This is a genomic window from Winogradskyella marina, from assembly GCF_015645385.1.
In the GTDB taxonomy this organism is placed as follows: Bacteria; Bacteroidota; Bacteroidia; order Flavobacteriales; family Flavobacteriaceae; genus Winogradskyella; species Winogradskyella marina.
The window spans coordinates 1-24,819 of record NZ_JADOET010000002.1 but is presented as its reverse complement, the minus strand read 5'-3'; the positions used below and the strand labels follow the sequence as shown (position 1 = coordinate 24,819).

14 protein-coding genes, 1 tRNA gene and 1 pseudogene are annotated in these 24,819 nt (G+C 33.6%); 13 read left to right on the top strand and 3 right to left on the bottom strand.

The window, feature by feature from the left end:
- Positions 1 to 46: 46 nt before the first annotated feature.
- The 3 genes from ITJ86_RS03280 to ITJ86_RS03270 all read left to right on the top strand — a co-directional run bounded on the left by ITJ86_RS03280 (position 47) and on the right by ITJ86_RS03270 (position 3,594).
- Positions 47 to 1,987, top strand: a complete 1,941-nt coding sequence (locus ITJ86_RS03280) for a M1 family aminopeptidase (protein ID WP_195870190.1) — start codon at positions 47 to 49, stop codon at positions 1,985 to 1,987.
- Between the two features lie 95 nt (positions 1,988 to 2,082).
- Positions 2,083 to 3,426 carry an RIP metalloprotease RseP gene (rseP, locus tag ITJ86_RS03275; protein WP_195870189.1) on the top strand — a complete coding sequence of 448 codons (1,344 nt, stop codon included), beginning with the start codon at positions 2,083 to 2,085 and terminating at the stop codon, positions 3,424 to 3,426.
- A 94-nt stretch (positions 3,427 to 3,520) separates the two neighbouring features.
- Positions 3,521 to 3,594: transfer RNA gene (locus tag ITJ86_RS03270), tRNA-Asn, on the top strand.
- A gap of 76 nt (positions 3,595 to 3,670) precedes the next feature.
- Here ITJ86_RS03270 and ITJ86_RS03265 read toward each other — a convergent pair.
- The 3 genes from ITJ86_RS03265 to ITJ86_RS03255 all read right to left on the bottom strand — a co-directional run bounded on the left by ITJ86_RS03265 (position 3,671) and on the right by ITJ86_RS03255 (position 8,662).
- Positions 3,671 to 5,719: a response regulator gene (locus ITJ86_RS03265; RefSeq protein WP_195870188.1), complete on the bottom strand. Its 2,049-nt coding sequence runs from the start codon at positions 5,717 to 5,719 to the stop codon at positions 3,671 to 3,673.
- Positions 5,720 to 5,963: 244 nt separating this feature from the next.
- Positions 5,964 to 7,136: a LuxR C-terminal-related transcriptional regulator gene (locus ITJ86_RS17510; RefSeq protein ID WP_195870187.1), complete on the bottom strand. Its 1,173-nt coding sequence runs from the start codon at positions 7,134 to 7,136 to the stop codon at positions 5,964 to 5,966.
- Between the two features lie 1,091 nt (positions 7,137 to 8,227).
- Positions 8,228 to 8,662, bottom strand: coding sequence for a hypothetical protein (locus ITJ86_RS03255; RefSeq protein ID WP_195870186.1), 435 nt, complete (start codon positions 8,660 to 8,662; stop codon positions 8,228 to 8,230).
- A gap of 237 nt (positions 8,663 to 8,899) precedes the next feature.
- Here ITJ86_RS03255 and ITJ86_RS03250 point away from each other — a divergent pair, with 237 nt between their 5' ends.
- The 10 genes and pseudogenes from ITJ86_RS03250 to ITJ86_RS03205 form a co-directional block, all read left to right on the top strand.
- A complete protein-coding gene (locus ITJ86_RS03250; protein ID WP_195870185.1) occupies positions 8,900 to 9,457 on the top strand; it encodes an RNA polymerase sigma factor in 558 nt (185 codons plus the stop codon).
- A gap of 113 nt (positions 9,458 to 9,570) precedes the next feature.
- Positions 9,571 to 10,707, top strand: coding sequence for a FecR family protein (locus ITJ86_RS03245; protein WP_195870184.1), 1,137 nt, complete (start codon positions 9,571 to 9,573; stop codon positions 10,705 to 10,707).
- 93 nt (positions 10,708 to 10,800) lie between these two features.
- Positions 10,801 to 14,346, top strand: a complete 3,546-nt coding sequence (locus ITJ86_RS03240) for a SusC/RagA family TonB-linked outer membrane protein (protein WP_195870183.1) — start codon at positions 10,801 to 10,803, stop codon at positions 14,344 to 14,346.
- Positions 14,347 to 14,360: 14 nt separating this feature from the next.
- On the top strand, positions 14,361 to 15,800 hold the full coding sequence (locus ITJ86_RS03235) for a RagB/SusD family nutrient uptake outer membrane protein (protein ID WP_195870182.1): 1,440 nt from the start codon (positions 14,361 to 14,363) through the stop codon (positions 15,798 to 15,800).
- A 12-nt stretch (positions 15,801 to 15,812) separates the two neighbouring features.
- Positions 15,813 to 16,703 (top strand): hypothetical protein, encoded by an 891-nt coding sequence (locus tag ITJ86_RS03230; protein ID WP_195870181.1) that lies wholly within the window; start codon positions 15,813 to 15,815, stop codon positions 16,701 to 16,703.
- 3 nt (positions 16,704 to 16,706) lie between these two features.
- Positions 16,707 to 18,203, top strand: coding sequence for a TlpA family protein disulfide reductase (locus ITJ86_RS03225; protein WP_195870180.1), 1,497 nt, complete (start codon positions 16,707 to 16,709; stop codon positions 18,201 to 18,203).
- A complete protein-coding gene (locus tag ITJ86_RS03220; protein WP_195870179.1) occupies positions 18,184 to 19,299 on the top strand; it encodes a TraB/GumN family protein in 1,116 nt (371 codons plus the stop codon). Before ITJ86_RS03225 ends, ITJ86_RS03220 begins: the two co-directional genes overlap by 20 nt.
- A gap of 141 nt (positions 19,300 to 19,440) precedes the next feature.
- On the top strand, positions 19,441 to 21,432 hold the full coding sequence (locus tag ITJ86_RS03215) for a protein-disulfide reductase DsbD family protein (protein WP_195870178.1): 1,992 nt from the start codon (positions 19,441 to 19,443) through the stop codon (positions 21,430 to 21,432).
- A 351-nt stretch (positions 21,433 to 21,783) separates the two neighbouring features.
- Complete coding sequence (locus tag ITJ86_RS03210; protein ID WP_195870177.1) at positions 21,784 to 23,274, top strand: helix-turn-helix domain-containing protein; 1,491 nt, start codon at positions 21,784 to 21,786, stop codon at positions 23,272 to 23,274.
- A gap of 375 nt (positions 23,275 to 23,649) precedes the next feature.
- Positions 23,650 to 24,819: pseudogene (locus tag ITJ86_RS03205) on the top strand (hypothetical protein); the annotation flags it as partial.

Genomic DNA, 24,819 nt, shown 5'->3' with positions numbered 1-24,819 from the left:
TTGAATCTCAATAAAAGCTTTATTTTTAACATTAAAAGGAATCGTTATGAAACAATTATTGGCATGTATAACCGTAATCTGTGCTGTGCAATTACATGCTCAAGATTATAGTGAAACTTTAAACGCAATTCGTAATTCTGAAGCTGAAACAGCGCTACGTCAAATGATGAATAATCAGAATGCTAATACAGGTAATTACGATGTAAAATATCACCGACTAGAATTGAATGTAGATCCTTCTATTGTTGAAATTTCGGGTGATATTACTACTTATTTTGAAGCCAAAGAAGACATGACAGAAATTACGTTTGATTTGGCTGATAATATGACGGTTTCACAAGTTTTACAACGTGGTACAAGTTTAAGTTATCTTCAAAATACTAATGACGAATTGGTAATTACCTTACCAATAACACAGTCGCAAGGAGTATTAGATTCCTTAACCGTCAGTTATACTGGGAATCCTATAAGTTCTGGTTTTGGGTCTTTTGAACAAACGACTCATGGTGGAGATAATGATCCTATTATATGGACACTTTCTGAGCCTTATGGTGCCAAGGGTTGGTGGCCATGTAAACAAGATTTAATTGATAAAATAGATTCTATTGATGTTTACATTACCACACCAGAATTAAATCCATCGAATAAAACATATGTAGCAGTATCTAATGGTTTAGAACAGAGCCAAAACGTTGTAGGCGGACAGAAAACAACTCATTTTAAACATAGACATCCAATTCCGGCGTATTTAATTGCTATCGCAGTAACAAATTATGATGTGTATTCGCATGAAGTGACTAATAATGGAAACCCTTTTGATATTGTAAATTATGTGTACCCAGAAAATTTAGCTTACGCACAGTCAAATACAGGCGTTACCGTTGATATTATGAACCTTTTTATAGATTTATTTGAAGACTATCCGTTTGCAGACGAAAAATATGGCCATGCGCAATTTAGTTGGGGAGGAGGTATGGAGCACACTACTGTTTCGTTTATGGGTTCTTTTACTAGAGGACTTATTGCACACGAGTTAGCACATCAATGGTTTGGGAATAAAATTACCTGTGGCAGTTGGAAAGATATTTGGTTAAATGAAGGTTTTGCAACCTATTTAGCGGGTTTGGTTATAGAAGATATGGATGGTGAGGCAAGTTTTAAAACATGGAGACAGCAGACGGTAAGTAATATTACGTCGCAGCCAGATGGCGCTGTATATCTTACAGATCAAGATACTACAAGTGTTAGCAGGATTTTTAGTAGTCGACTAAGTTATAATAAAGGAGCGATGGTGCTACATCAATTGCGTCGAAAACTTGGTGATACTGATTTTTATCAAGGATTACAAGACTATCTAAGCGCACCAGAATTAGCTTTCGATTATGCTAAAACCCAAGATTTTATTGATGTTATGGAATTGTCTACAGGTCAAAATTTGGATGAATTCTTTAACGATTGGATTTATAATCAAGGCTATCCAAGTTATTCGGTAAATTGGAATCAGGATGCTAATCAATTGCAATTAACACTTTCGCAAACGCAGAGCCATTCATCTGTTTCGTTTTTTGAAGCTGGCGTACCTATTCGGATTTTAGGAACTTTAGATGAAACTTTAGATGTAGTTTTAGACCACACTGTTAATAATGAGGAATTTTTTGAAACTGTAAATTTCACGGTTCAAGAGGTGTTATTTGATCCGGATTATCATTTAATTTCAAAAAATAATGCCGTAACCTTAGGAACCTCAGATTTAGATTTTAATACAGGTATTACTATATATCCCAATCCTACATCGTCTTCTATACACATTGAAAAACCCGAACATATAGCGATTGAAACGATTAAAATTTACAATAGTTTAGGCCAATTATTGCTGCAACAAGGTTGGGCAACTGAAGTGGATTTAAAATCCTTAGCATCAGGTGTATTGTTCGTGCAAATTCAAACAAAAGACAATATCATTAATAGAAGAATTATAAAAAATTAGAAACGTTAGCCTTTTAACTGAATGCTAAGGTTTATTTAAATATGTGTTTGATATAAATATCTTACTTTTGCAAATCGAAATTTGAAAATAATTACATGGAATTTGTTATAAAAATATCTCAATTTTTACTCAGTTTATCTTTGCTTATTGTACTGCACGAGCTTGGACACTTTATACCTGCAAAACTTTTTAAGACCAAAGTCGAAAAATTTTACCTCTTTTTTGATGTGAAGTTTTCACTTTTCAAAAAGAAAATAGGTGATACTGTATATGGTATTGGTTGGTTACCGCTTGGAGGTTACGTAAAGATTGCGGGAATGATTGACGAGAGCATGGATAAGGAAGCCATGGCACAACCACCACAACCATGGGAGTTTCGCTCTAAACCAGCATGGCAACGTTTAATAATTATGCTTGGTGGTGTTACAGTGAACTTTATCTTGGCCTACTTTATTTACGTCGCTATTTCATTTACTTATGGAGATACCGATGTTACTTCAGATAGTATGAAAGATGGTTTTTGGATAGAGAACAAACTACTTTTAGATGTCGGTTTTAAAAATGGAGATAAAATATTAGCAATTAACGACGAAAAAGTTGATACCTATTATGACGTTAGAAAAAACTTAGTAAATGGAGAAAAGTATTCTATTGAAAGAGATGGTAAACAGAAAGAAATTGTACTACCAAAAGATTTCTTAGGTCAGCTATCCTCAGCAGAACGAAAAAATGGAACCTTTAAGTTAAGAATTCCGTTTATGGTTGGTAGTGTACCAGATTCATCAGTAAATGCTGGTGCAGACTTAAAAGAAGGAGATATTCTGTTGTCTGTTAATGGACGTGAATTACGTTATTTTGATCAGGTAGAATCGCGATTAGATGACTATAAAAATCAATCTGTAAACGCTACATTTTTGAGAGATGACGAAAAAATAAATAGAGACCTAAAGATTGATGCGAATGGTAAAGTTGGAATTTTCCCTGCATCACATAACTCAAGATTTGCAGAGTTAGGTTATTTTAATATTATTCATAAGGATTATACGTTTTTAGAAAGTTTTGGAGGTGGAGTAGATAAGTTTAGTGAGCAAGTTTCTGGTTACTTCGATCAATTAGGAAAAATCTTTACACCGAGTACAGGAGCTTACAAAGGCGTTGGTGGCTTTAAAGCTATTTTCGATGTGTTCCCTGACCAATGGATATGGCAAGACTTCTGGAGTTTAACAGCCTTTTTATCTATAATGTTAGCGATATTAAACTTATTGCCTATTCCGGCATTAGATGGCGGACACGTTGTGTTTTTATTGTATGAAATGATTTCGGGACGTAAGCCAAGCGAAAAATTTTTAGAGCGTGCACAAGTTATTGGATTCTTTATTTTAATCGCTTTAGTGCTGTTTGCCAATGGTAATGATATTTTTAAAGCCATGACAAATTGATTGTTTTTTAGATTTTAACAAAAAAAATAATATTTCGTTTTGTAGAAATGAAAATAGTATATATATTTGCGCTCGCTAACGCGAAAAATAACCTTCCTCTTTAGCTCAGTTGGTTAGAGCATCTGACTGTTAATCAGAGGGTCCTAAGTTCGAGTCTTAGAAGAGGAGCAAACAAAGCCACTAGAAATAGTGGCTTTTTTGTGTTTTATAAGTTATGTTTTTTGAATTTATATAATTACCGTTTTCAGCGTTTTGAAAAATAGTGATTTAATAATGTAATCAGCTTTTGTTTAGATAACGGTTTTGTTAAATAGTCATTCATACCAACATTTAAAGACTGACTGATTGCTTCCTTAGTGACATTGGCAGATAAACCTATGATTAATATATCTTTATTTGTGTTGCGAATCTTTTTTGTTGCTTCATAACCATTTATTACTGGCATATGAATGTCCATTAAAATTAATTGGTAATCATTGTGTGTGGCTTTGTCTATGGCTTCCTCACCATTATTAGCCTCATCGGGTGTAATTCCTAATTGCTCTAAAATTTTTGTGAGAACTAGTCTATTAATCTTATTATCATCAACAATTAAAACTTTAATGCGTTCTAGTACTTCAGTACTAAGGTTAAGTGATACCTCGTTTTCTTTGATTGTTTCAGAAATAGGAAAAGGAATTTTAAAGATAAATTCACTCCCAACTTCTAATTCACTTTCTACAGTGATGTTTCCACCCATAAGTTTTGCAAGACTTTTGCTTATATAAAGTCCTAAGCCACTTCCAGAATGTTTTTTCTTTAATCCAAAATCTATTTGTGTAAAGCGCTCAAAAATGCGTGACAAGTTTTCTTTCGGAATGCCAATTCCTGTGTCTTTAATGGTAATACAAACCTTTAATATTTTGTTATCGAGATGTTCTTTATAACGAATATGAACGCCACCTGTGCCTGTGAATTTTAAGGCGTTTTTTAAGAGGTTTATTATGATTTGGTTATATTTTCCTTCATCTCCGATTACGGTCATATTTTGATTAGCGCTATACTCTAAATTTAAGTACAAATTCTTTTCTTTATAATCAGAAGCATACTGACTGACAATAGCTTTTAATTCCTCTGAAGGTTTGAAGGAGACAATATTGAGTTTTGTTTCTTGAGATTCAATTTTATCAATGTCTAAGACATCATCCACTAAAGCGAGCAAGTTTTTAGACGACTTATCCATTAAGTCTAAATAGGCTTGATTGGTGTCCTTTAGATTGTTGTGTTTTAATAATTGTATAAAACCTAGAATAGCGTTTAAAGGCGTGCGTATTTCATGACTCATATTGGATAAAAATGCAGTTTTAGCTTGTGATGCTTTTTCTGCTCTATTTCGTTCCTTGTAGAGTTTTTTATTAGTTTTTGTTAATTCTTCATTAATAGCAATAGTGCGTTTGGCTTCTTTTTTTGCTATTAAGTAGAAATAAATAATAAGGCTCATTAGTGTTGATAAAACAATACCAAAATAGAGCATGTTTAATAAGGAAGTGCTCTTATCTAAAAAAAAACTCGATGATGTTGGTGTTACTGTTATATCCCATACCTGCATATCTAGCTGGTCTATAGTAAGTGTACTAGAATAGTGGTAATCTAAAGTTAAATTATCTTCTAAAACTGTATTGTGATTGTAAAATACAGAGCCTTTACCGTCTGTAATTTGAATACCATAATCTTGCATATTATAAGCGAAGTCGTCTAGATTTTTCTCAAAATCCATTCCGGCTGTGATAGTTCCTTGAAATTTGTCCTTAAAAAAGACGGGAACATCCACTAAAAAAGCATCTCCTCCTTGCGTAAGTTTTGCCCAAGGGGTTATGTTGGTAGAACTATCTTTACTGTGTTTTAGCCATTCATCTTTTCGATACTCTATTTTAGAAATGTCTAATCCGATAACGGGTTCATTACCTTTAAGTGGATTTATTTTTCTAATAATCATGGAACTATCAATCCATTCAATAAATTTAAAGGACTGATTTTGTTCTAAAATCATTTCGGCATCATGCTCCCAGTATTCAAAATATCGGCCATCGGTTTTTTCTAAACGATGTTTTAGGTTTTCTAAGCGCTGAATGTCACGATTTACAATAGAATTGAATTTTTTAGTTAAAATCTCTCCCGTAATTTGAACCTGATTTTTTAAAGCTAACTTTTGAACGTTGATAGATATACTCCAAATGGCTAGAATAATTACGTTGAGGATAATAAAAGAAAAAAAAGAAAATGCAAGTTCTTTTTTTGCAAACGATGGCATCATTTAAACTCAGTATTTTTCAACTAATATAAGTATTAAAATAATTGGACTCTAATAAATATCTAAAGTTTTGATATATAATTTTTTAGGTCATTATAGAGTCGTTTTTTTTAGCTGCTTTTTAAAGGCAGTTTTTTTATGCTTTTACATCTGTTTATTAAAATTTTTAAAATCATAAATTGTTACGGTATCTGGTTTAGTATTTATAGTACTGACAATGGATGTGTTCATCTTTAGGTAGGAAAACCTACAGATCTGTACGACTTCCAATTTTCAAAATATCGTAAATAATTTTTAGGTGATACTTTACAGTGTTTTCTGAAATAAATAAATCTGCTCCAATTTCCTTATTTGTTTTGCCTTGTTTTACCAATGCAATGATCTGATTTTGCCGATCGGTTAAGTCGTAGTTGTTGAGATTTATTTTATTCTGTCCGGATTCATTTAACTCTTGGGTTACCCGTTCTAAATCGCTGCGAATGCTGTTAATTTCTAATTCAGCAATTTTTCGCTTGCGTTTTGCGACGCTATAAAAATAAAAGAGTAAGGACAAAGTAATGACAAGTGTAGTGATGAGCACGCCATAAATCTTTCGAATTTTATTTTGATTTTCATTTTCGCGATTACGACGTTGTTCTAGTAATTTTTTTTCTAATAGTTGAAGCCTTCCGCTTTTATTGTTGCCGTTAAATTTAGTTGCTAATTTTCCGACTTCACGTGTCGCTTCAAGGGCTTTTTCAAAATCACCTATTTCAGAATAATAAAAAGAAATGTCATCGTACATCGCAATGATATAGATATCTACTTTATACTTTTCGGCATAATACAGACCCTTGTCAAAACTTTCAATAACCTTATCGTGTAATCCTTGTTTTTTGTAGAGGCTTATTTTTTTTCTGTATACTAACGGTAGGTGTTTTGGAGCACCTTTTTCTAAAATTTTTAAAGCTTTGTTTAAATATTGGTCGCCTTCCACATAGTTTTCCTGGCGAATATCCATATAAGCTAAAGCGGAGTAGTAAAAGCCTTGGGTTTCTACATCGAGATATTTTATGTTGCTTTCAGAAATTGTTGGCATCATCTCAATAACCTTGTCAAATTCAAGTAAATCAAAGTGTACTAACAAGCGTTCAACTTTGTATCGTGTTTCAACCTTTTCTTTGTCGTTGGTTAATAATCCTACATTTCGAGCTAGCTCTAGATTTTCTATGGCTTGCGTGTAGTTAAATAAGCCTTTATATATAATATACTTTTCTAAATATGCGTTGTAGATGTCTTTATTTGAAGACTCCGGATTATAGATAATATGCTCACATTTAAGAATGCGTTGATCCTCTGCTGTAAGTTCTTCTTCCGCTAAATGATATTGGTCGTCCTGAAACTTATTTTGACTATTTCCGCTTTGAATAGGAAATAACACGAACGAAAATATTAATAAAATATAACGTATCAAATGGGTTAATTATCTTGGGGATGAGCTGCAAAGATATAACCTATTCATAAAATTACGTCATCTTATACCTACAAAATGGATGGGCTAATAACGGATGTGTTGTTTTTTATTTAGCTCTTATAAGTAATTCTAATATTAAAATTTTGACACCATAATTTTTAAAGCTAAAACCGTTCACTTTTTAAAAAGAAACAGCTAATGAATAAGTGTCAGATATACAGTATTTTAATGTTCTACTACCTAGTGGGTAGTGGTTATTGAGGGCTGGTTTTTTTTCAAAACTACCCTTTTACTACCTCGTTAATTTTAGGAAATTTTACGAGTGTTATGGACTTTTGATCTCGCCAAAAAAAATAATAAGACGGCTATTAAGTTTACAGGTTGAGGTCATTTACGTACCTATTTTATAGATACATCTATGTGGTAGTAAATTGCTGAGATGTCAAAGGAGACTGAATTATGGATATACATATTAGAAATTTCGTGATCGTAATTTGTACGAAATACTCTAAATAAGATAAATTGATAGATACTTTTTAGGGGATTAATTAGGGTGTATTTATCTTGCAATCATTATTAGGTGTGACAACACCAAAATAGTGATTGCTTTTTTTTAGGGGGAATAATTGTGCTTGGCCTAGCTATTAGGCTAAAAAATTTTATCATTTAGAATGATAGGTTCTTCCATTAACTACGTTAACATTTCTGATGCCATTTTTTAAGATCAAAATCGTGAGGCCAGTTAAAATCGTTTTGTACGATGCTATCGTTACAAAGGTTGGTAACTTCTTGCAATGGCTTGTCTAAAGTCAGGGTGATAGGTCATACTAAACTATAGCATTTCGGCCTTAATACTTTTGGCAATTTCTTCAGGTGTAAAACTAATAGCTGCTAAGTGATCAGCTATACTTGTATCTATAGTGAGTGCTACCACAATTGGGTGTGGTACTTATTAAAGCAACAAAAACAACCAGAGCAATCTATGCTATGTTTTAAAAAGACACAACTAGCTTTCTAGTGGTTAAAAGGTGATATACACAAAGTAGTTAAGAACAACACTATTGAATAAATATCAATATTGCAATAGGGATTACGTCTGTTGCCGTATATAAGACCGTGTTGTATTTTCCTTTGCCTTGACGTATGTATTTGCCGTCCCAAGTATATAAAACGGTATTATAGTCGCCTTTGCCTTGCCTTATGTATTCGCCATCCCATGTGTAAAGCACTGTATTATAGTCGCCTTTTCCTTGGCGTAGATATTTGTTATCCCAAGTGGCTAAAACGGTGTTGTAATCACCTTTGCCTTGTCTGAGGTATTTACCATCAAAAGTGAATAGAACCGTATTGTAACTGCCTTTACCTTGCCTTAAGTATTTGCCGTCCCAAGTGTAAACTACTCGGTTATAATCGCCTTTGCCTTCTCTAATATACGCTTGTGCATCTATAATTAGTATAGACAGTAAAAATGTAAGAGTAAGAACGAGTTTCATAGTTTGTTTTGTTGTGCGATTTTTAGGGTTTGTCTTTCAAATATAAATGATATTATTGACAGACAGTTGTCTGTTAGGTCAGTGGCTTAAGATTCAAAATGTCTTAAAACAACCTTACAGGTTATGAAATAAACTCCGATATAATTATATAAGGCTTGTTGTTATTCATAAAGGGTAGACATCATTAAATTTCTTTTTTATAGATTTGTTTTACACTCCAAAATCCCCTCTGAACTAATGAATCTTATCATAAATGAAATAAAAAAAGGAAACCGTCAGGTTTTTAAAATTTTTTTCAATAAAAATTATGAAGATTTAGTTATATATGCCAATGGGTATTTGTTTGACAAACAGGCAAGTGAAGATGTGGTTCAGGATGTTTTTGTTTACATCTGGGAAAAACCTGAAAAGATAAATATAGAATCCTCACTTCAGGGTTATATATATAGAATGGTTAGAAACCGATGTCTAAACTATTTAAAATCCTTGAAAATTACTGATAATTTTGACCTTCTGGATTTTAATATTGCACTCATAACTGAACATGTTTTTGATACTACTTCAGATCAGGACAAGCAAATTGTTTATCATCAAGTTCTCAAAATAGTAGATTCACTTCCTGATAAAATGCAGCAAATTGTAAGGCTTAAATTTTTGCATGGTTACAAGTACAAAGAAATTGCTGCCGAATTGGATATCTCCATTAATACCGTAAAAACACAGTTAAAAAGAGCTAAACTGAAAATTAGCGAATCTATCATGTGTGTGCTTGTATTATTAGATTTATACCTATAAATTCACTACAAATAGTCTTACTTAATAATAACTTCACATTTTTTTAACAAAAATGTCACCCTTTTTTAAATTTTCGTTGTCTTTATAGTAAAGCCCCGAATAAATAGACCATTATGGAGTTTAAAATTCTTATCAAAAAACTAAACGATACGCTTTCAAAAAAGGAAGAGGCTATTTTCGATTCATGGCTCAAGGAGTCTGACCTTCATAGGGTGTATTTTAGCAGAATCAAAAATAATTACTCAAAAGATATAGAGGATATTGATATTGATGTTGAAAAAGCTTGGAACGAACTTTCAACTAAGTTATTAGTAAGGAAAAAGAAGAATTCCAATTGGAAATATGCAGTGGCAGCGGCTATTGTCCTTCTTATTTCAATTCCGTTTGTAACGCAGCAACTTTCCTCTGAAAAATCATTGGAACATCATATAGTGACTTCCAATATACAACCAGGATCAAATAAGGCGATTTTAACATTGGAAGACGGTACACAAATGCCCTTGGAAAAGGATTCTAAATTTTCAAAAGGCAATATGGTCGTAAAAGGCGAAAAAGTATCATATAATACACCTGTAAAAGAAGCAAATGTTGCTGAAATCAGATATAATTACCTTACAATTCCAAGAGGTGGTCAATATTTCGTTGAACTCTCTGATGGTACCCAAGTATGGTTGAACTCGGAATCAAAAATAAAATACCCTGTGCGTTTTATTGAGGGCAAACCTCGTAATATCGAATTAGTTTATGGAGAGGCATATTTTGATGTGTCACCAAGTAGTAAACATAAGGGGGCAACCTTCAATGTGCTTACAAAATCTCAGGAAATCACTGTACTTGGTACAGAGTTTAATGTTAAGGCTTATGAAGATGAAAATACTATATACAGTACGTTGGTAGAAGGCAAAGTAGCTGTGACGTCAGAATTTGGAGAGAAATTATTGAATCCGGGGCAACAATGTGCAATAAATATAGAAAACAATAGCTTAACGGTAAAAAATGTAGATGTTGCCTATGAAACATCGTGGCGAAACGGTTATTTCATGTTTGACAAGGAGTCCTTGGGACATATGATGAAGACCTTATCGAGATGGTACGATGTAGAAGTGTTATTTGAAAATGAAAACAACCGAGATATTGTGTTTTCTGGAATTTTAAACAGAAGTGATAATATTGAAGAATTACTAAATAACATTAAGAAAACAGGAGAAATGGATTTTAAAATAGATGATAAAAAGATAATCATAAAATAAAAAAGGAATAAAGCCAGCACCTTCCACAGCAGTAGCTAAATCCCTTTAAAGAGAATTAATTAAAATAATGTTTAACTAACTCCATGCAAATTTATGAAAATTAAAATGACCAACCTCTTCGTTTGTCATAAACGAAGATTTTTAACGGTAATGATGAAAACGTTTATCTTTCTGTTTTGTACTACAGTCTTTAGTTTAAGTCCGAAACTAGGATTTTCTCAAGATGTTGATATCGTTATAGATTCCGATCAATCGTTATCCATTGAAAAGATTTTTTCGTTAATAAATAAACAAACGGATTTAAAATTTGTTTATAGAAATGATCTTATAAAAAATGTTCCTCAAGTACCTCTCGAAAAAGGCATCATTAAAGTAAGCATACTACTTGAGAAAAGTTTGACTCCAGGTAATTTGACTTTTGAGTTTTCTAAGAGTACAGTGATTGTAAAAAAGAGAGAGAAGAGTTCTTCTAACTTGAGACAAGCTGTGACGGTAACAGGAAAAGTAGTAGATGAAAATGGGGTTCCGATGATGGGAGTTACTATTTTGGTAAAAAATAAGAATATAGGAACTTCAACTGATTTTAATGGTGAATATTCTATAAAAGCGAATTCTAATGATGCTTTAGTTTTTTCTTCTATTGGTTTTTTTACTCAAACTATCGAAGTGAAGGACCAGCATAACATTGACGTAATTCTAGTGGAGGATGTTGCGTCTTTGAGTGAAGTTATCATAACAGGGTACAATACTATTGTTGAGAAAAAAAACACAGGGGCAATAAGTACTGTGAAAACAAAGGATATCCCAGCATGGAATCCTCAAATTGATAATATGATCCAAGGTCAAATCGCCGGTGTTGCAGTTGCAAAAACCTCGGGTGAGGTTGGTTCTGTGCCTATTGTTAAAATAAGAGGAACATCTACATTAACGGGAAACACGTCTCCTTTGTGGGTTGTTGATGGTGTAGTTTTGGAAGATCCAGTGCCATTAACGCCAGCAGAATTGAATACTCCAGACTTAGTAAATCGTATTGGAAACTCCATGTCAGGTATAAATCCCCAAGATATAGAGTCTATAACGGTGCTAAAAGATGCTTCTGCATCAGCAATTTATGGAGTTAGAGCAGCAGGTGGTGTTATTGTACTTAAAACTAAAAGAGGCATTGAAGGGAAACCAGTAATTAATATTAACATCGGTACAAGCGTTACTCAGAGACCGCGCTATAGTGACTTTAACCTCATGAATTCTAAAGAGCGGATTGGCATAGAACAGTATTACTTTGATTCTGGATTACAATATTATAACGCTGATGCCAATATCAATTCTGTTGGACTTGCAGGGGCATATGCACGGTATAAAAATAGAGATTTACAAAATTGGCAACAATTTGAAGATGAAGTGCGTTTAGCGCAAACGTCTAATACAGATTGGTTTAAGGAGCTGTTTAGAGATGCCGTAAGTTTATCAACTGATTTTAATATCTCAGGTGGTGGTAAGAATGTTAATTATTATGCGTCATTATCTTATTTGAATCAAGAAGGAACAGATGTTTTGACTACAAATAGACGCTACAACGGTTCAGTTAAGTTAAATGCAAAATTGTCCGAGAAATTGAATGTAGAATTATATTTATCTACTTTTAATACAAACAGATCTTCATATCCTTATAGCTATGTTCCTGCAGGAATATCGAATTTTACGAGAGTTACTCCGACCCCTTTTAACTATGCTATAAACACCAGTAGAACATTCCCGCTTTATAATAATGATGGAAGCTATAACATGTACCGAGGGCACAGTGATTTTTATTTGTTCAATATTATGAATGAATATGATAATTCTAACCAAGAAACTAAAACAAACAGTAATACTACTAGACTATCCATTAATTATGATGCTCTTGATAACCTTAAATTTTTTGGAGTATTTAATTTTACCAATAGTAATCAGTTAAATGAGACATACTATACAGAAGAGACAAATCAAGTCGCTGGGATAAGAAGGTCTAATTATGGAGAACCTGCGCCAGAAGATAGTAATTTGCCTAGAGGCGGTGTTATTTTTTCTAATTCTAATTTTCAGGAATATTATATGACGCGAATGGCTGTGGAATATACTCCAGTTGAAACTGATGTGAATTATTTTAAATTTTACGCAGGAGGAGAATACCGCGTTAATAATTACAGAGGTGATAATACAGTTGGATGGGGCTATTTGCATGATAGAGGACGTGTCATTGCTACCAGTGAGAATATCGGTGAAGAGTTGGCTGGTTCACCTTATTTGAAAATTAGAGACTATACTACTAAATCTGCGTCATATTTTGGTGTATTAACATATTCTCTATATGATAAGTATGTCATCAATGGTAATGTGCGTTTCGATGGGTCAAATTTATTTGGTTCAAGTCCAGAATATAGATGGGAGCCTGCTTGGTCTGTTTCAGGAAGGTGGAATGTGATGGAAGAAAATTTTCTTAAAGAAAGTGTATTCGATAATCTATCAATCCGTGCTTCATATGGGTTACAAGGGTCCACCAATTCGCAAAATACGCCTCAAATTGTAGCGTCATTTTTAAATCCTGCATATTGGTCAGACTTAGATTTATTGACAATAGCTTCTCCAGCGAATCCCAATCTAAGATGGGAGAAAACATATAGTACCAATATTGGGTTAGATTTTGCAATATTAAATAATAGAATTCAGGGAGCAATTGACGTATATGATCGGTATAGTAAAGATTTGATTACTAATACTAGAATTTCTGAAGTCAACGGTTTTTCATCATTGCCTATTAATTTTGCTGATGTCTCTAATAAAGGAGTTGAATTTGGGTTAACAACTAGGAATATTCGTAATGCTAAACCTGGCTTTAATTGGAGTACCACAGTAAATTTTGCCTATAATAAAAATGAGGTTAAGAAAGTAAATATAGATCCAAATGTGTCAAGAATGTTATCCCCATTTCCTTATAAACCTGATGCAGCCATTGTTGGAAAACCTTTAAATGCGCTTTATTCAGTTTCTTACAGTCACTTGGATGAAAATGGAATCGCTCATTTTAATCTTGCGAATGGTGAGACAACAACCTCTTCAAGAGATCTAGAATTTGGTATGGAAGACCTGGTGTATAATGGTCCAATAGAAGCTCCATACCAAGGAGGAATTAGCAATCTCTTTGAATTTCGAAATTTTCGACTTTCAGCGCTCATGACCTATGGATTTGGTAATTATTTCAGAAAAGAAGAAATTTTAACGTCATGGATGTATTCTCCGGATCAAAATTTGAATAGGGAACTTCTTAACGCTTGGAGAGAGCCAGGAGATGAAAACTTTACTGATATTCCGCATATTCAAAATGAAACAGGAGCTAATAATCATAAGTACTATTGGAACAAGAGTGATATTAGAGTGATTAAAGGAGACTATTTACGCTTAAGTAATGTGACACTTCAATACAATTTACCAGAAAATATGCTCAAAAGTTTAAAGTTAACAAGAGGTTATATTCAAATTGAAGGTAACAATTTATTGCTGTTTGCTGATGAAGGTTTAGATGGGTATGATCCAGAAACTTTCCCATACAAATCTTTACCTATCCCAACTTCATTTTTGATGAGTTTTAATGTGACATTTTAATTAAACATAATATTATGAAATCTATTTTAAAGAAAATTATACCAGTATTAGTCCTATTAATGACTTCCTGCGATAAGGCTTTAGAGGAGGAGCCTCAAAATAAATTGAAGCCACAAACAATTAGTGATTATGTAGAATTATTAAATTTTGCATATCCTACTACGAAAGATTATGGAACCATTGTAGCTTTAGATTATTATGTGGAAATGATGACTGACGATCAAGACATAAGATATTTAAACATTGATCGAGGAGAATATGCGTTGCACCCCTTCACATTCGAGGATACCCATGAGCATAGTTCCATGCTAAATGGCTACGATCAGGCTTGGAAAAACTTTTATCAAACAATATATTATACCAACGTTGTTATAGACAATGTGGATGGTGCAGATGGAAATGCTGAGGAAATAGCTTATACTAAAGGTGAAGCAATGGTGCTACGGGCGTTTTCTTATTTTAAACTTGTTAATCTTTATGGTGCGCCATATAGTGAGAGTACAGCTAGTTCTGATTTGGGGGTGCCTCTCAAATTGGATCCCACAGTACAGGCAGAGTCTTATGTAAGAAACACAGTACAGGAAGTTTATGATCAAATTAATAATGACCTTTTAGCAGGTATTCAATTAATGGAAGAGAATGATCAACGTGTCACATCTGTTTACAAAATAACACCTGTTGCTGCTAATTTATTGGCATCTAGGGTTGCGCTATACCAACAAAGGTATCAAGATGTCATTTTGTTTGCAGATAAAACTATAGGACTTAATAATACATTATTTGATCTTTCAACAAACTCTATAAATTTTGCCCAAACAAGTTGGGGATATGGTCAAGGAACACATTATTTTAATGATGGAAATTCAAATCTGTTATTTAAATATGGTTCAAATGAAATGTACTATTATGTCTTTTTCCCAGGAGCACTTGCAATTTCAGATGATCTCACAGATTTATATGAACCAGGCGATTTAAGGTTATATTATTTTACGTATGTGAAAGGACCTTTGGGAAGAGCTTATTTTAAAAACAGACCGTTTCCAAATCGTTTGGGAGAACCTATTCGTGGATTCAGGGTAGAGGAGGCTTTTTTAAATAGAGCAGAAGCTTACGCAATGTTAAACCAGCAAGATCAAGCATTGGCAGACCTTAACACTATTAGAAGAACTAAATTTGATGCGTCATTTGATGCAAATCCAGATTATTATAAATATACTACTCAAGTTTATGACAGTCAAGAAGAAGTTATAAATGTAGTTAGGGATGAAAGACGTCGAGAACTCTTTGGCGAATTCCATAGATGGTATGATTTGAGGCGTTATGGTATGCCTGAAATTATCCACAGTTATGATAATGAGACCTATATCCTTTCTGATAATGATCCACGGTATATATTACAGATCCCACAAATAGAACTTGACTATAATCCATTGATGCAAAAAAATCCAAGATAAAATATATTCATTATGAAAAATATTACAAATATTACTCGTTTATCTCTACTCGTCGTCGTAGTGGCGTGTATCGTTGCGTGCAGCAAAGAAGGGCCTCTTGAAGCAGACTATGTAGCTCCAAATGAGTTGCCTGCAAATCTTGTTTCAGGAAGTCCATTAAATGATAGAATTTTAAGCTTATACGATGATTTTGGTATTGTGGTGTATACCGATATTACAAACCCTAGGATGTATGAAGATTTAGTTTCAGAAGAAGGTCTGAATATTTCAGCAGAAAGATTGCCTGCTGATACCACTGCTGCAATAATCTATATCAATATGATTGAAGATGAATTTATAAATGAACTTCCCCTTGACAACAGAAACCTCGTACCACGAAATTTCTATTTATTTGAAAATGATTTAATTGTAGGAACTAGTTCTTATAATAGCTATGAATACATATCAAAGCTTTGGTATAATTCCAATGGAGATTTGACCGTTGGAGGCTTAAAAAATGAAGAAATGGATAGCACAAAACTTAAACAAACGTTCTACTATGGGCTTTCTAACATATTCCGTAATGATGCAACAAACACCAATTCCTTTTATCAACCATTTGTAGATATAAAGACGGATGCAGCTGTTTATTATTGGCAAGTCAACTCTTTAGATTCAGCCTATGAAAAAGGGTTTTTAACGGATAACCAAAACCTAATCAAATCACACCAACAAGATTTTGACCTATTTGCAGCATGGGCCGCAACAACCCCAAATAGTACGAAAGATAGCATCTTTAATCTTTATCCAATGGTAAGACAAAAATACGATCTCGTAGATGCGATGTTTAGACAAGAAGGTGTTGATTTGGATATTGTTAATGCAAATTGGGAGGAGAGCCCTTATAATCCTGAAAACAACTAATTTATGAATAATTTAAAAATGAAAAACAACTTATTTTTTCTTGTGTTAACATTGATATTAATCGTGTCTTGTGAAAAGAAGGAGAAAAAAGCAATAAAATCTAACGCAATAGTTGTAACCGGACAGGTTGAAAACGTAAAGGACACAACTTTGAATTTTTCATATTATGCCTATGATTTTTTACAAAATTTAACGCAACATCCTGTTGAGTTTGATAGTGTAGGGAAGTTTAAAATGAGGTTGGAGTCAAAAGAACCCCTCAAAGGTTGGTTTTCTTTTGGAAGAACACCTATAACTGAAGAATTTAGTTTCACTACTAAAGACGGAAAAGACTCTATTGTTAAAACAGGAACTTTTGATTCTAAGATGTTGTATCTCTATTTAAAACAAGGTGATAGTATGAATGTGGCTGTGGATGCTGATGATATAAAAGAGACCTTAAATATTACAGGAGACTCCACAGATGATATTCTATTTGCAATTGCAGAAGAAGAAACATTTAACGATTATAAACATAAATATCTCAAAAATTGGTATGATGTTAGTCAAAGAGAACCAAATGATTTTAAACAAAATGCAGAGAGGCTATATAATGAAAAAATGGATTTTCTCAATGATTATAAATCCAAATATAATCTCAGTGAAGAATTAATAAGGTTTTATGAAATCAATAACTATGCAACATTAATTAGTTCTAAAATCAATTATCCAAGTATAAACTCGAGTTACAACAATAATAAGGAACCTGATTTGCCAGAAGATTATTTTGACTTTTTAAAAGATGTGAATTTAGACTACAGTATTAGTGAAAATGGCATTGGATACTTTTATTCTCTTAAAGCGTTTTTGAAGAAAAAGTATGACCTATATATAGAGAAGGAATCCGAACCTGAAGAGTTTTATGATTGGTTAGAAAATGAACTTCCAGAAAAGGTAAGGTATGAGTATATGGCTTATTCTTTATCTAGTGATTTTTCAAATAGACTTTACAATGCTTTTGACGCTTCTTCGCCCTATCCAGAAATGGCAAAGGTAGTTCGGGAAAAATTCACACATTTAGAAGGTATGCTCGAAGGAAGTGAGGCACCTGATGTTAAATTTGAAAATACTAAAGGAGAAAGTGTTTCTTTATCAGATTTTAGAGGTAAGTATACTTATATTGATTTATGGGCAACTTGGTGTGGTCCTTGTATTAAGGAAATTCCGAGTCTTCAAAAGGTTGAAAAGCAATATCATGGTAAGAATATACAATTTGTTAGTATATCTTTTGACAAGGCAAAAGATCATGAGAAATGGTTGAATTTTGTTAAAGAAAAATCTCTTACTGGTCATCAATTAATTGCCAGTAAGGAAACACACGATATACTTTCAGAAACCTATAATATAAAAATGATTCCGAGATTTATTTTTTTAGATCCTGAAGGAAAAGTTATTGATGCCACGGCACCATTTCCATCAGATCCTATGCTTTTAAAATTGTTTGACAAACACCAACTTTAACCCTATTGCGATGTATTTAAGACTTTTTATAGGATTCATTTTCATCTTGTCAACCAGTTTAGTAGTTGGTCAAGTTACAATTGAGAATCAACACTATTTTGATTCATTTTTCAAAAATGAGAAAGGTAAAAATTTATTGTTGTTAGGAGAAAATCACTCTTCTTCTGTAGCTTCAACCATTTACCCCGAGCTAATCAAATCGCTGTATGAAAACAAAGGTTTGAGAACGTTGTTTATTGAATTCGGACCTGCCGAAGCCTATTTTTATAATAAATATTTAGAATCAGGAGATGAAAAATATTTAGCATATACAATTTATGGCGGATTTTATACATCATGGAAGGAAGCATGGAAAGAGATATACGCCTTTAATTCCACAAAGGAAGTGCCTCTGAAAGTCGTTGGAGTTGATTTTGATAGAACACGGACCTTCGGTTATAGTTTGTACAATATTTTAAAACCACATAAAGAAAAAGGGTTGCCAAAGTCAATTGATTCATTATTGTCTGTAATAAAAGATCAAAGTTTTTTTAAAACATATACCATAGGCCATCCATCTGAAGAAGGTAAAGCTTTTGTGAAAAGCACAAAGGAGTTACTGAAAAAACAAAAAACGGAGTTATTTGGACTGCTTAAAAAGGAGGATGGTGAAGTGTTGAGTCAACTCATGTTAAATCGAGCTGAAGGTTATGGTGGAACAAGGGAAGAAGACATAAAACAGAATATTGTTCAGTACCTAAACAGTTCGGAAGAAAGGAATTTTTTAATGCTTGTAGGAAGAGATCATTTATATTATAAACCGTTATACGACGACAATCCCAGAATGGCAAAACTATTAAAAGAAGAGACTTCTTTAAATTTAATATCGGGAGTTATTTTGCATGAGGATTCAGGACAATGGGGAGATAATTATGAAGAGGAAATTATTCTAAATGAAGTCCAAAACAAAACACCCTGGAAAGATTTTTATTCTATCCTAAAAGATCAGATGAATAGTGACTTCACAATTATCGAATTAACCAACCAGTTAGAGGCTTTATCCATTTATATGGATTATATTCTAGTAGCCAAAAATCAGCCTGCAATAAAAATATAGTTTGTTTTTTTTAATTATTATTTGAGTTAATTTCAAAATCACCTCAGTTTTATTTTGAGGTGATTTTTTTTAACATCAACTTTTATTTCAACTATTTCCTTTTATCTATTTGTTCATTAGATTAAATTCAAACATAACCCAATGAAATATATACTTACATTATTAACATTGACTTTATCTGTCACTGTCTATTCCCAAGTATTGGAGCCCGTAAAATGGTTCACCACTATTGAGAAAATTTCAGATACAGAATACGACCTGATTATGACCGCGACCATAGACCGTGGTTGGCACCTCTATTCGCAAGTGGTTCCTGAGGACGGACCAATACCCACTACCTTTACATTCGCCAAATCAGAAGCTTTTGAATTAGTCGGCAAGACCTTGGAAGGCGAAGGGCATACCGTCGATGATCCTGTCTTCAACATGATGATCAAATTCTTTGAGGACAAGGCTCAATTTAGACAACGTATCAAAGTTTTAAATGCTGAACTGTCAATGGTAAAAGGTGAAGTAGAGTTTATGGTCTGTGATGACCAACGCTGCCTACCGCCAACATACATTGATTTTAATTTTAACATCCAGAACACAGAGGGCGCAGATAAGGAAGACGCTAATAGCGATCTTGATTTTTCTGAGACCACCCTTGATAACACTTACACACCACAAGGCGAGGAAGAATCGGACAAAGGGCTTTGGGCTATATTTATTTTGGCTTTTCTATCAGGGTTTGCAGCGTTATTGACTCCTTGCGTCTTCCCTATGATTCCGATGACCGTTAGCTTTTTTACGAAACAGAGCAAGTCTAAGGCGGCAGGGATTAAGAATGCCATTATCTATGGATTAGCCATTATAGTTATTTATGTGCTGTTGGGCACAGGTGTAACCGCTATTTTTGGGGCAGATGCGCTCAACGCATTGGCCACCAACGTATGGTTTAATGTCATCTTCTTTTTATTGTTAGTGGTATTTGCAGTATCCTTTTTGGGTGCCTTTGAGATCATGCTACCCAATTCATGGGCTAATAAAGTGGACAAGCAAGCTGATAGAGGTGGACTTGTTGGCATTTTCTTTATGGCCCTTGCCCTTGCTATCGTTTCGTTTTCATGTACAGGACCAATCGTTGGAACTTTATTGGTTGAAGCCGCCTCAAAAGGAGGGATGGCACCTATTGTAGGCATGTTCGGGTTTTCATTGGCCATTGCACTGCCCTTTGCTTTGTTTGCAGCATTTCCGGGTTGGTTGAATTCGTTACCAAAATCTGGAGGCTGGCTGAACACGGTCAAAGTCGTCCTAGGGTTTTTAGAACTAGCACTAGCCTTTAAATTTTTATCACAGGCAGATTTAGTACTGCAACTACATATCCTTGAAAGAGAAGTGTTCATAGCCATCTGGATTGCTATATTTGGGGCTTTGGCATTGTACCTCTTTGGGAAGATCAAATTACCGCATGATTCGCCTCTCGCTCATATTTCGGTGGGACGTTTGATGATGGCATTGCTAGTGACGTCTTTTACCATTTACATGATTCCAGGATTATGGGGAGCGCCGCTGAACTTAATCAGTGCGTTTCCACCACCATTGGAGTATAGCGAATCACCTTATGGTGTTGGTTATTCTAAAGTAGCGGCAGGTTCCGCTGCAAACCATGAGGAGCTTCCAGAAGGAGCTCACCTTTTAGCACCGCACGATATCATGGCGTTCAACGACTATGACCTGGGCTTGGCCTATGCCAAAAAAGTGGATAAGCCAGTGATGATTGATTTTACAGGTTGGGCGTGCGTGAATTGTAGAAAAATGGAACAGAACGTTTGGCCAAAGGCTAAGATTTTGAGCGTCTTGAAGAATGAGGTCGTGCTGATTTCATTATATGTCGACGATAAACGGAAGTTGGAAGAAGGCGATATCGTGGAGTCTCAGTTGCGCCCAGGAAAGCAGCTTAAATACATTGGGCAGAAATGGAGTGAGATGCAAACCATAAAATATAAAGCCAACACCCAGCCTTTCTATGTGCTGATGGATCACGATGAGGAAAATCTTGTAAACCCGGTAGGCTACACTCCAAATGCCGATGACTATTTTGAATGGATGCAAGCAGGATTAAAAAATTATAAAAGTTCAACCGTTGAATAGTTTTAGTGTTACATTCAGGTAATAGTGATTTTTTAAATGGAGGAGGATGCTTTTCTCTAAGAATAAACAAGAAAAACTAAAGCAAACAAAACTATTGCGAAAGTAGTGGCTTTTTTGTGGTTTATAGGGTTCTTGCTAGAATGATAACTCAAATTATTGAAAGTTGTTTTCTATAATTGAATTTATAGTCAGGTGTAACTCTAGACAGTCTTATGAATAAGTCTTAAATAGTGCTGATTTACAGCAGTTTGTTCTGGAGTAAGCATACAGTATTGTTTGTAGGAAAACCTTTAATTAAACCTGATTTTGTTTTACATTTGCTGAAAATTTTAGATTTTCAAATAATCACTAATGAAAAAACGGTTCTTTTTCCTGTGTTTAGTTCCTTTAGTTCTTTTTTCTCAAAAAGAAACGTCATCTAAGGCATTTGATTCTATATTTTATGACATTGCCATAAATATTTCTTCTTCCAATCCGATTAAAGCGCTGCATTTGTCGGATTCTTTATTCATTAATTCTAAAAATGTAAAGCAAAAGTTAAAATCGCTTATGCTTACTGCAGATATTTTAGCGAAACAAGAGAAACGAGGTGAAGCTATTATGTATGCACAACAAGCGCTTGAAATTGCTATAGCTGAAAAAGATTATAATTTTAAATCTAGAATATATGGGTTTTTATCAACCCAATATCGACTAATTGGTTTTTTAGATAAGGGAAAAAAATTCCTAAATAAAGGCATAGAGGCCAGTGAGCAAATGTCAGATAAAGAACAAGTCATAAAGTACAGGGCTTTGGGTTATCAGGAAATGGCAGAATACGATTTGGTTGATGAAAATTATAAAAAAGCAATTGAACATCTTAAGTTGGCGACCCATGCTTATCAAAAAGAAGACAATATCCAACTCAAACACTTCACTTTAGCTAATGTAGAAGAAATGATTGCACGCTCCTATAACCAACTTGGAGAAGTAGAAAAAGAAATGATGCATTTGTCTAGAGCTAACATGCTAATAAATAAAGCAGACGCTGGGAGCTCTTTATGGGCAGCTTTAATTTATAGAAGGTTAGGTTTTGCATTTCTACAATCTAAGGCCATAGACAGTGCTGGTGTCTTTCTCAATAAAGCCTTAGTTATTTCTGAAAAAAGCAATCATGGGTCTTTAAAAGAGAAAATATATAAGGATTTAGGTGATTATTATAAACAAAAACAAAACTTAGATAGTGTTGTTTATTACAATGCAAAATATGATGCTGTTTTAACTGAAAACACGCTTAAAAAAAAGCACATGATAAATAGTGCTTATAATATGCTAAAAGGAGAGCCTAAACAGGTGACTTCTAATATTAAGTTTTATGTTATTATTGGAGGGTTATGTTTACTATTAATTCTTGGTGTATATCATAATAGAAAAAACATATTTCACAGCCTTAAGATTAATACTGCTGACGGTAATGATAACTCTGCAGAAGTTCTTTTGTCTAAAAAAACAAAAAAAGAACTTCTAAAAAAATTAGAAGTCTTTGAAGCATCAAATCAGTTTTTAGATAAAAATATGTCATTATCAACTTTAGTCGGTGAGTTAAATACTAATGCTAAATATTTGAGAGCGATACTTAAATTTGAGAAACATACGGATTACAATAGTTATATCAATGAATTGCGTATTAAGTATATTGTCGAAAAGTTAAAAACCAATCCCGAGTACTTAAATTATAAGATAAGTTATCTAGCTGAAGAGTCTGGTTTTTCTTCGCACAGTAAATTTTCTGCTAGTTTTAAGAATATTACAGGGCTTTGTCCTTCAAAATTCATTGAAGACTTAAAAGCTAATACGGACTAATTTTTCTTCCATACTGTCAGGTGTATAATGCTCCTTTCTCAATAGGAGTATATTCTTCATAGTTAAAATAATTTACCTGTATCCTCATTATTTTTATGAATTGCCTTCAAAATTAGAGTGCAATACATCATTTTCCTGAACAAATATGTAACTGTAACAAAATCAATTGTTTGCACACTATCTGTTTTACGGTAAATGGCTATTGTACAATTCGTATAACCTTCATTGATAATCTAATTTTGCATAATTAATGCGTATCCCTCTAATATACTGTTTCGTTTTTTATCATTTGTTTTCAATTTTTTAACCTAAACAGTATAACTCTCATTTTAAAAATAGAAGTATTTAAGCCTTAAGGCAAAACAATCAGAATTCATGAAAAAACTATTATTACTACTTATTTTAATTACAAGTAATCTTATTTATTCGCAAGTAGGTATTGGTACCGATATGCCTAATCCATCCACTCAATTAGAAATTGTATCTGGAAATCGTGGGATCTTAATACCGCAATTGCCACTAACTAGTGTTACCGATCAAACAACCATTTCAGCAGGGAATATTGAAAGCTTATTGGTGTATAACACAAATACTTCTTCAACGCTAAGTCCTGGATATTATTATTGGTTTGAAGGGCGTTGGAATAAGTTAATGGTAGAAGATGATTTGCCAGATAATATTGTGTTTTGGGATATTCAAAATAATGAATTTACCTATACAGATGAAAATGGAGATGATCATGTAATTAATATGTCTGACCTTGAAAATTTAACATACCTTGGGCTTAATACAGAAGATTTCACATTAGAATACACGGATGAAGATGGTGTGGTAACGAGTATAGATCTTGAAGATGTAATTAAACATTTTGAAGTCTTAACTACGATTGTAGCTAACAGTGATGGTACTTTTACATTTACAGATGAAGAAGGCAATCTAACTGTAATAGATATTAGTGATTTAGAAACTATAACGAGTTTAGCACTTAACGCAGATAACACGCATATCGATTATACCGATGAGAATGGTACAGTTACACAATTAGATTTAACGCAAATCGTACAGAATCTAGAAACACTAACGACTGTTGTTGAAAATAATGACGGTACATTTTCTTTTACAGATGAAGCAGGAAGCACAACCATAATAGACATTGGTAATCTTGAAACAATAACTTCAATTCAAGATAATGGTGACGGTACCATTACCTATAGAGATGAAAATGGTAATGAAACTGTTATTAGTTTATCGGCAGGACCAGCAGGTCAAGATGGAACATCAGCATACGAAGAATGGTTAGCAGCAGGGCACTCAGGATCAGAACAAGACTTTTTAGGTTCATTAGTAGGTGCAGATGGTGCCGACGGTATTGACGGAACCTCTGTAACAGTAACCGATAATGGTAATGGTACTATAACTGTAAGCGATGGTACAAACGATGTAATAGTTACTAACGGAACAGATGGTGAAGATGGAGTAGACGGCACCTCAGTAACGGTAACCGATAATGGTAATGGTACTGTAACCGTAAGTGATGGCACAACC

Excerpts from the sequence above, each read along its gene's own strand:
- ITJ86_RS03280 (WP_195870190.1), top strand. The coding sequence starts at position 47 with ATGAAACAATTATTGGCATGTATAACCGTAATCTGTGCTGTGCAATTA.
- rseP (WP_195870189.1), top strand. The coding sequence starts at position 2,083 with ATGGAATTTGTTATAAAAATATCTCAATTTTTACTCAGTTTATCTTTG.
- ITJ86_RS03265 (WP_195870188.1), bottom strand. The coding sequence starts at position 5,719 with ATGATGCCATCGTTTGCAAAAAAAGAACTTGCATTTTCTTTTTTTTCT.
- ITJ86_RS03255 (WP_195870186.1), bottom strand. The coding sequence starts at position 8,662 with ATGAAACTCGTTCTTACTCTTACATTTTTACTGTCTATACTAATTATA.
- ITJ86_RS03250 (WP_195870185.1), top strand. The coding sequence starts at position 8,900 with ATGAATCTTATCATAAATGAAATAAAAAAAGGAAACCGTCAGGTTTTT.
- ITJ86_RS03245 (WP_195870184.1), top strand. The coding sequence starts at position 9,571 with ATGGAGTTTAAAATTCTTATCAAAAAACTAAACGATACGCTTTCAAAA.
- ITJ86_RS03240 (WP_195870183.1), top strand. The coding sequence starts at position 10,801 with ATGAAAATTAAAATGACCAACCTCTTCGTTTGTCATAAACGAAGATTT.
- ITJ86_RS03235 (WP_195870182.1), top strand. The coding sequence starts at position 14,361 with ATGAAATCTATTTTAAAGAAAATTATACCAGTATTAGTCCTATTAATG.
- ITJ86_RS03230 (WP_195870181.1), top strand. The coding sequence starts at position 15,813 with ATGAAAAATATTACAAATATTACTCGTTTATCTCTACTCGTCGTCGTA.
- ITJ86_RS03225 (WP_195870180.1), top strand. The coding sequence starts at position 16,707 with ATGAATAATTTAAAAATGAAAAACAACTTATTTTTTCTTGTGTTAACA.
- ITJ86_RS03215 (WP_195870178.1), top strand. The coding sequence starts at position 19,441 with ATGAAATATATACTTACATTATTAACATTGACTTTATCTGTCACTGTC.
- ITJ86_RS03210 (WP_195870177.1), top strand. The coding sequence starts at position 21,784 with ATGAAAAAACGGTTCTTTTTCCTGTGTTTAGTTCCTTTAGTTCTTTTT.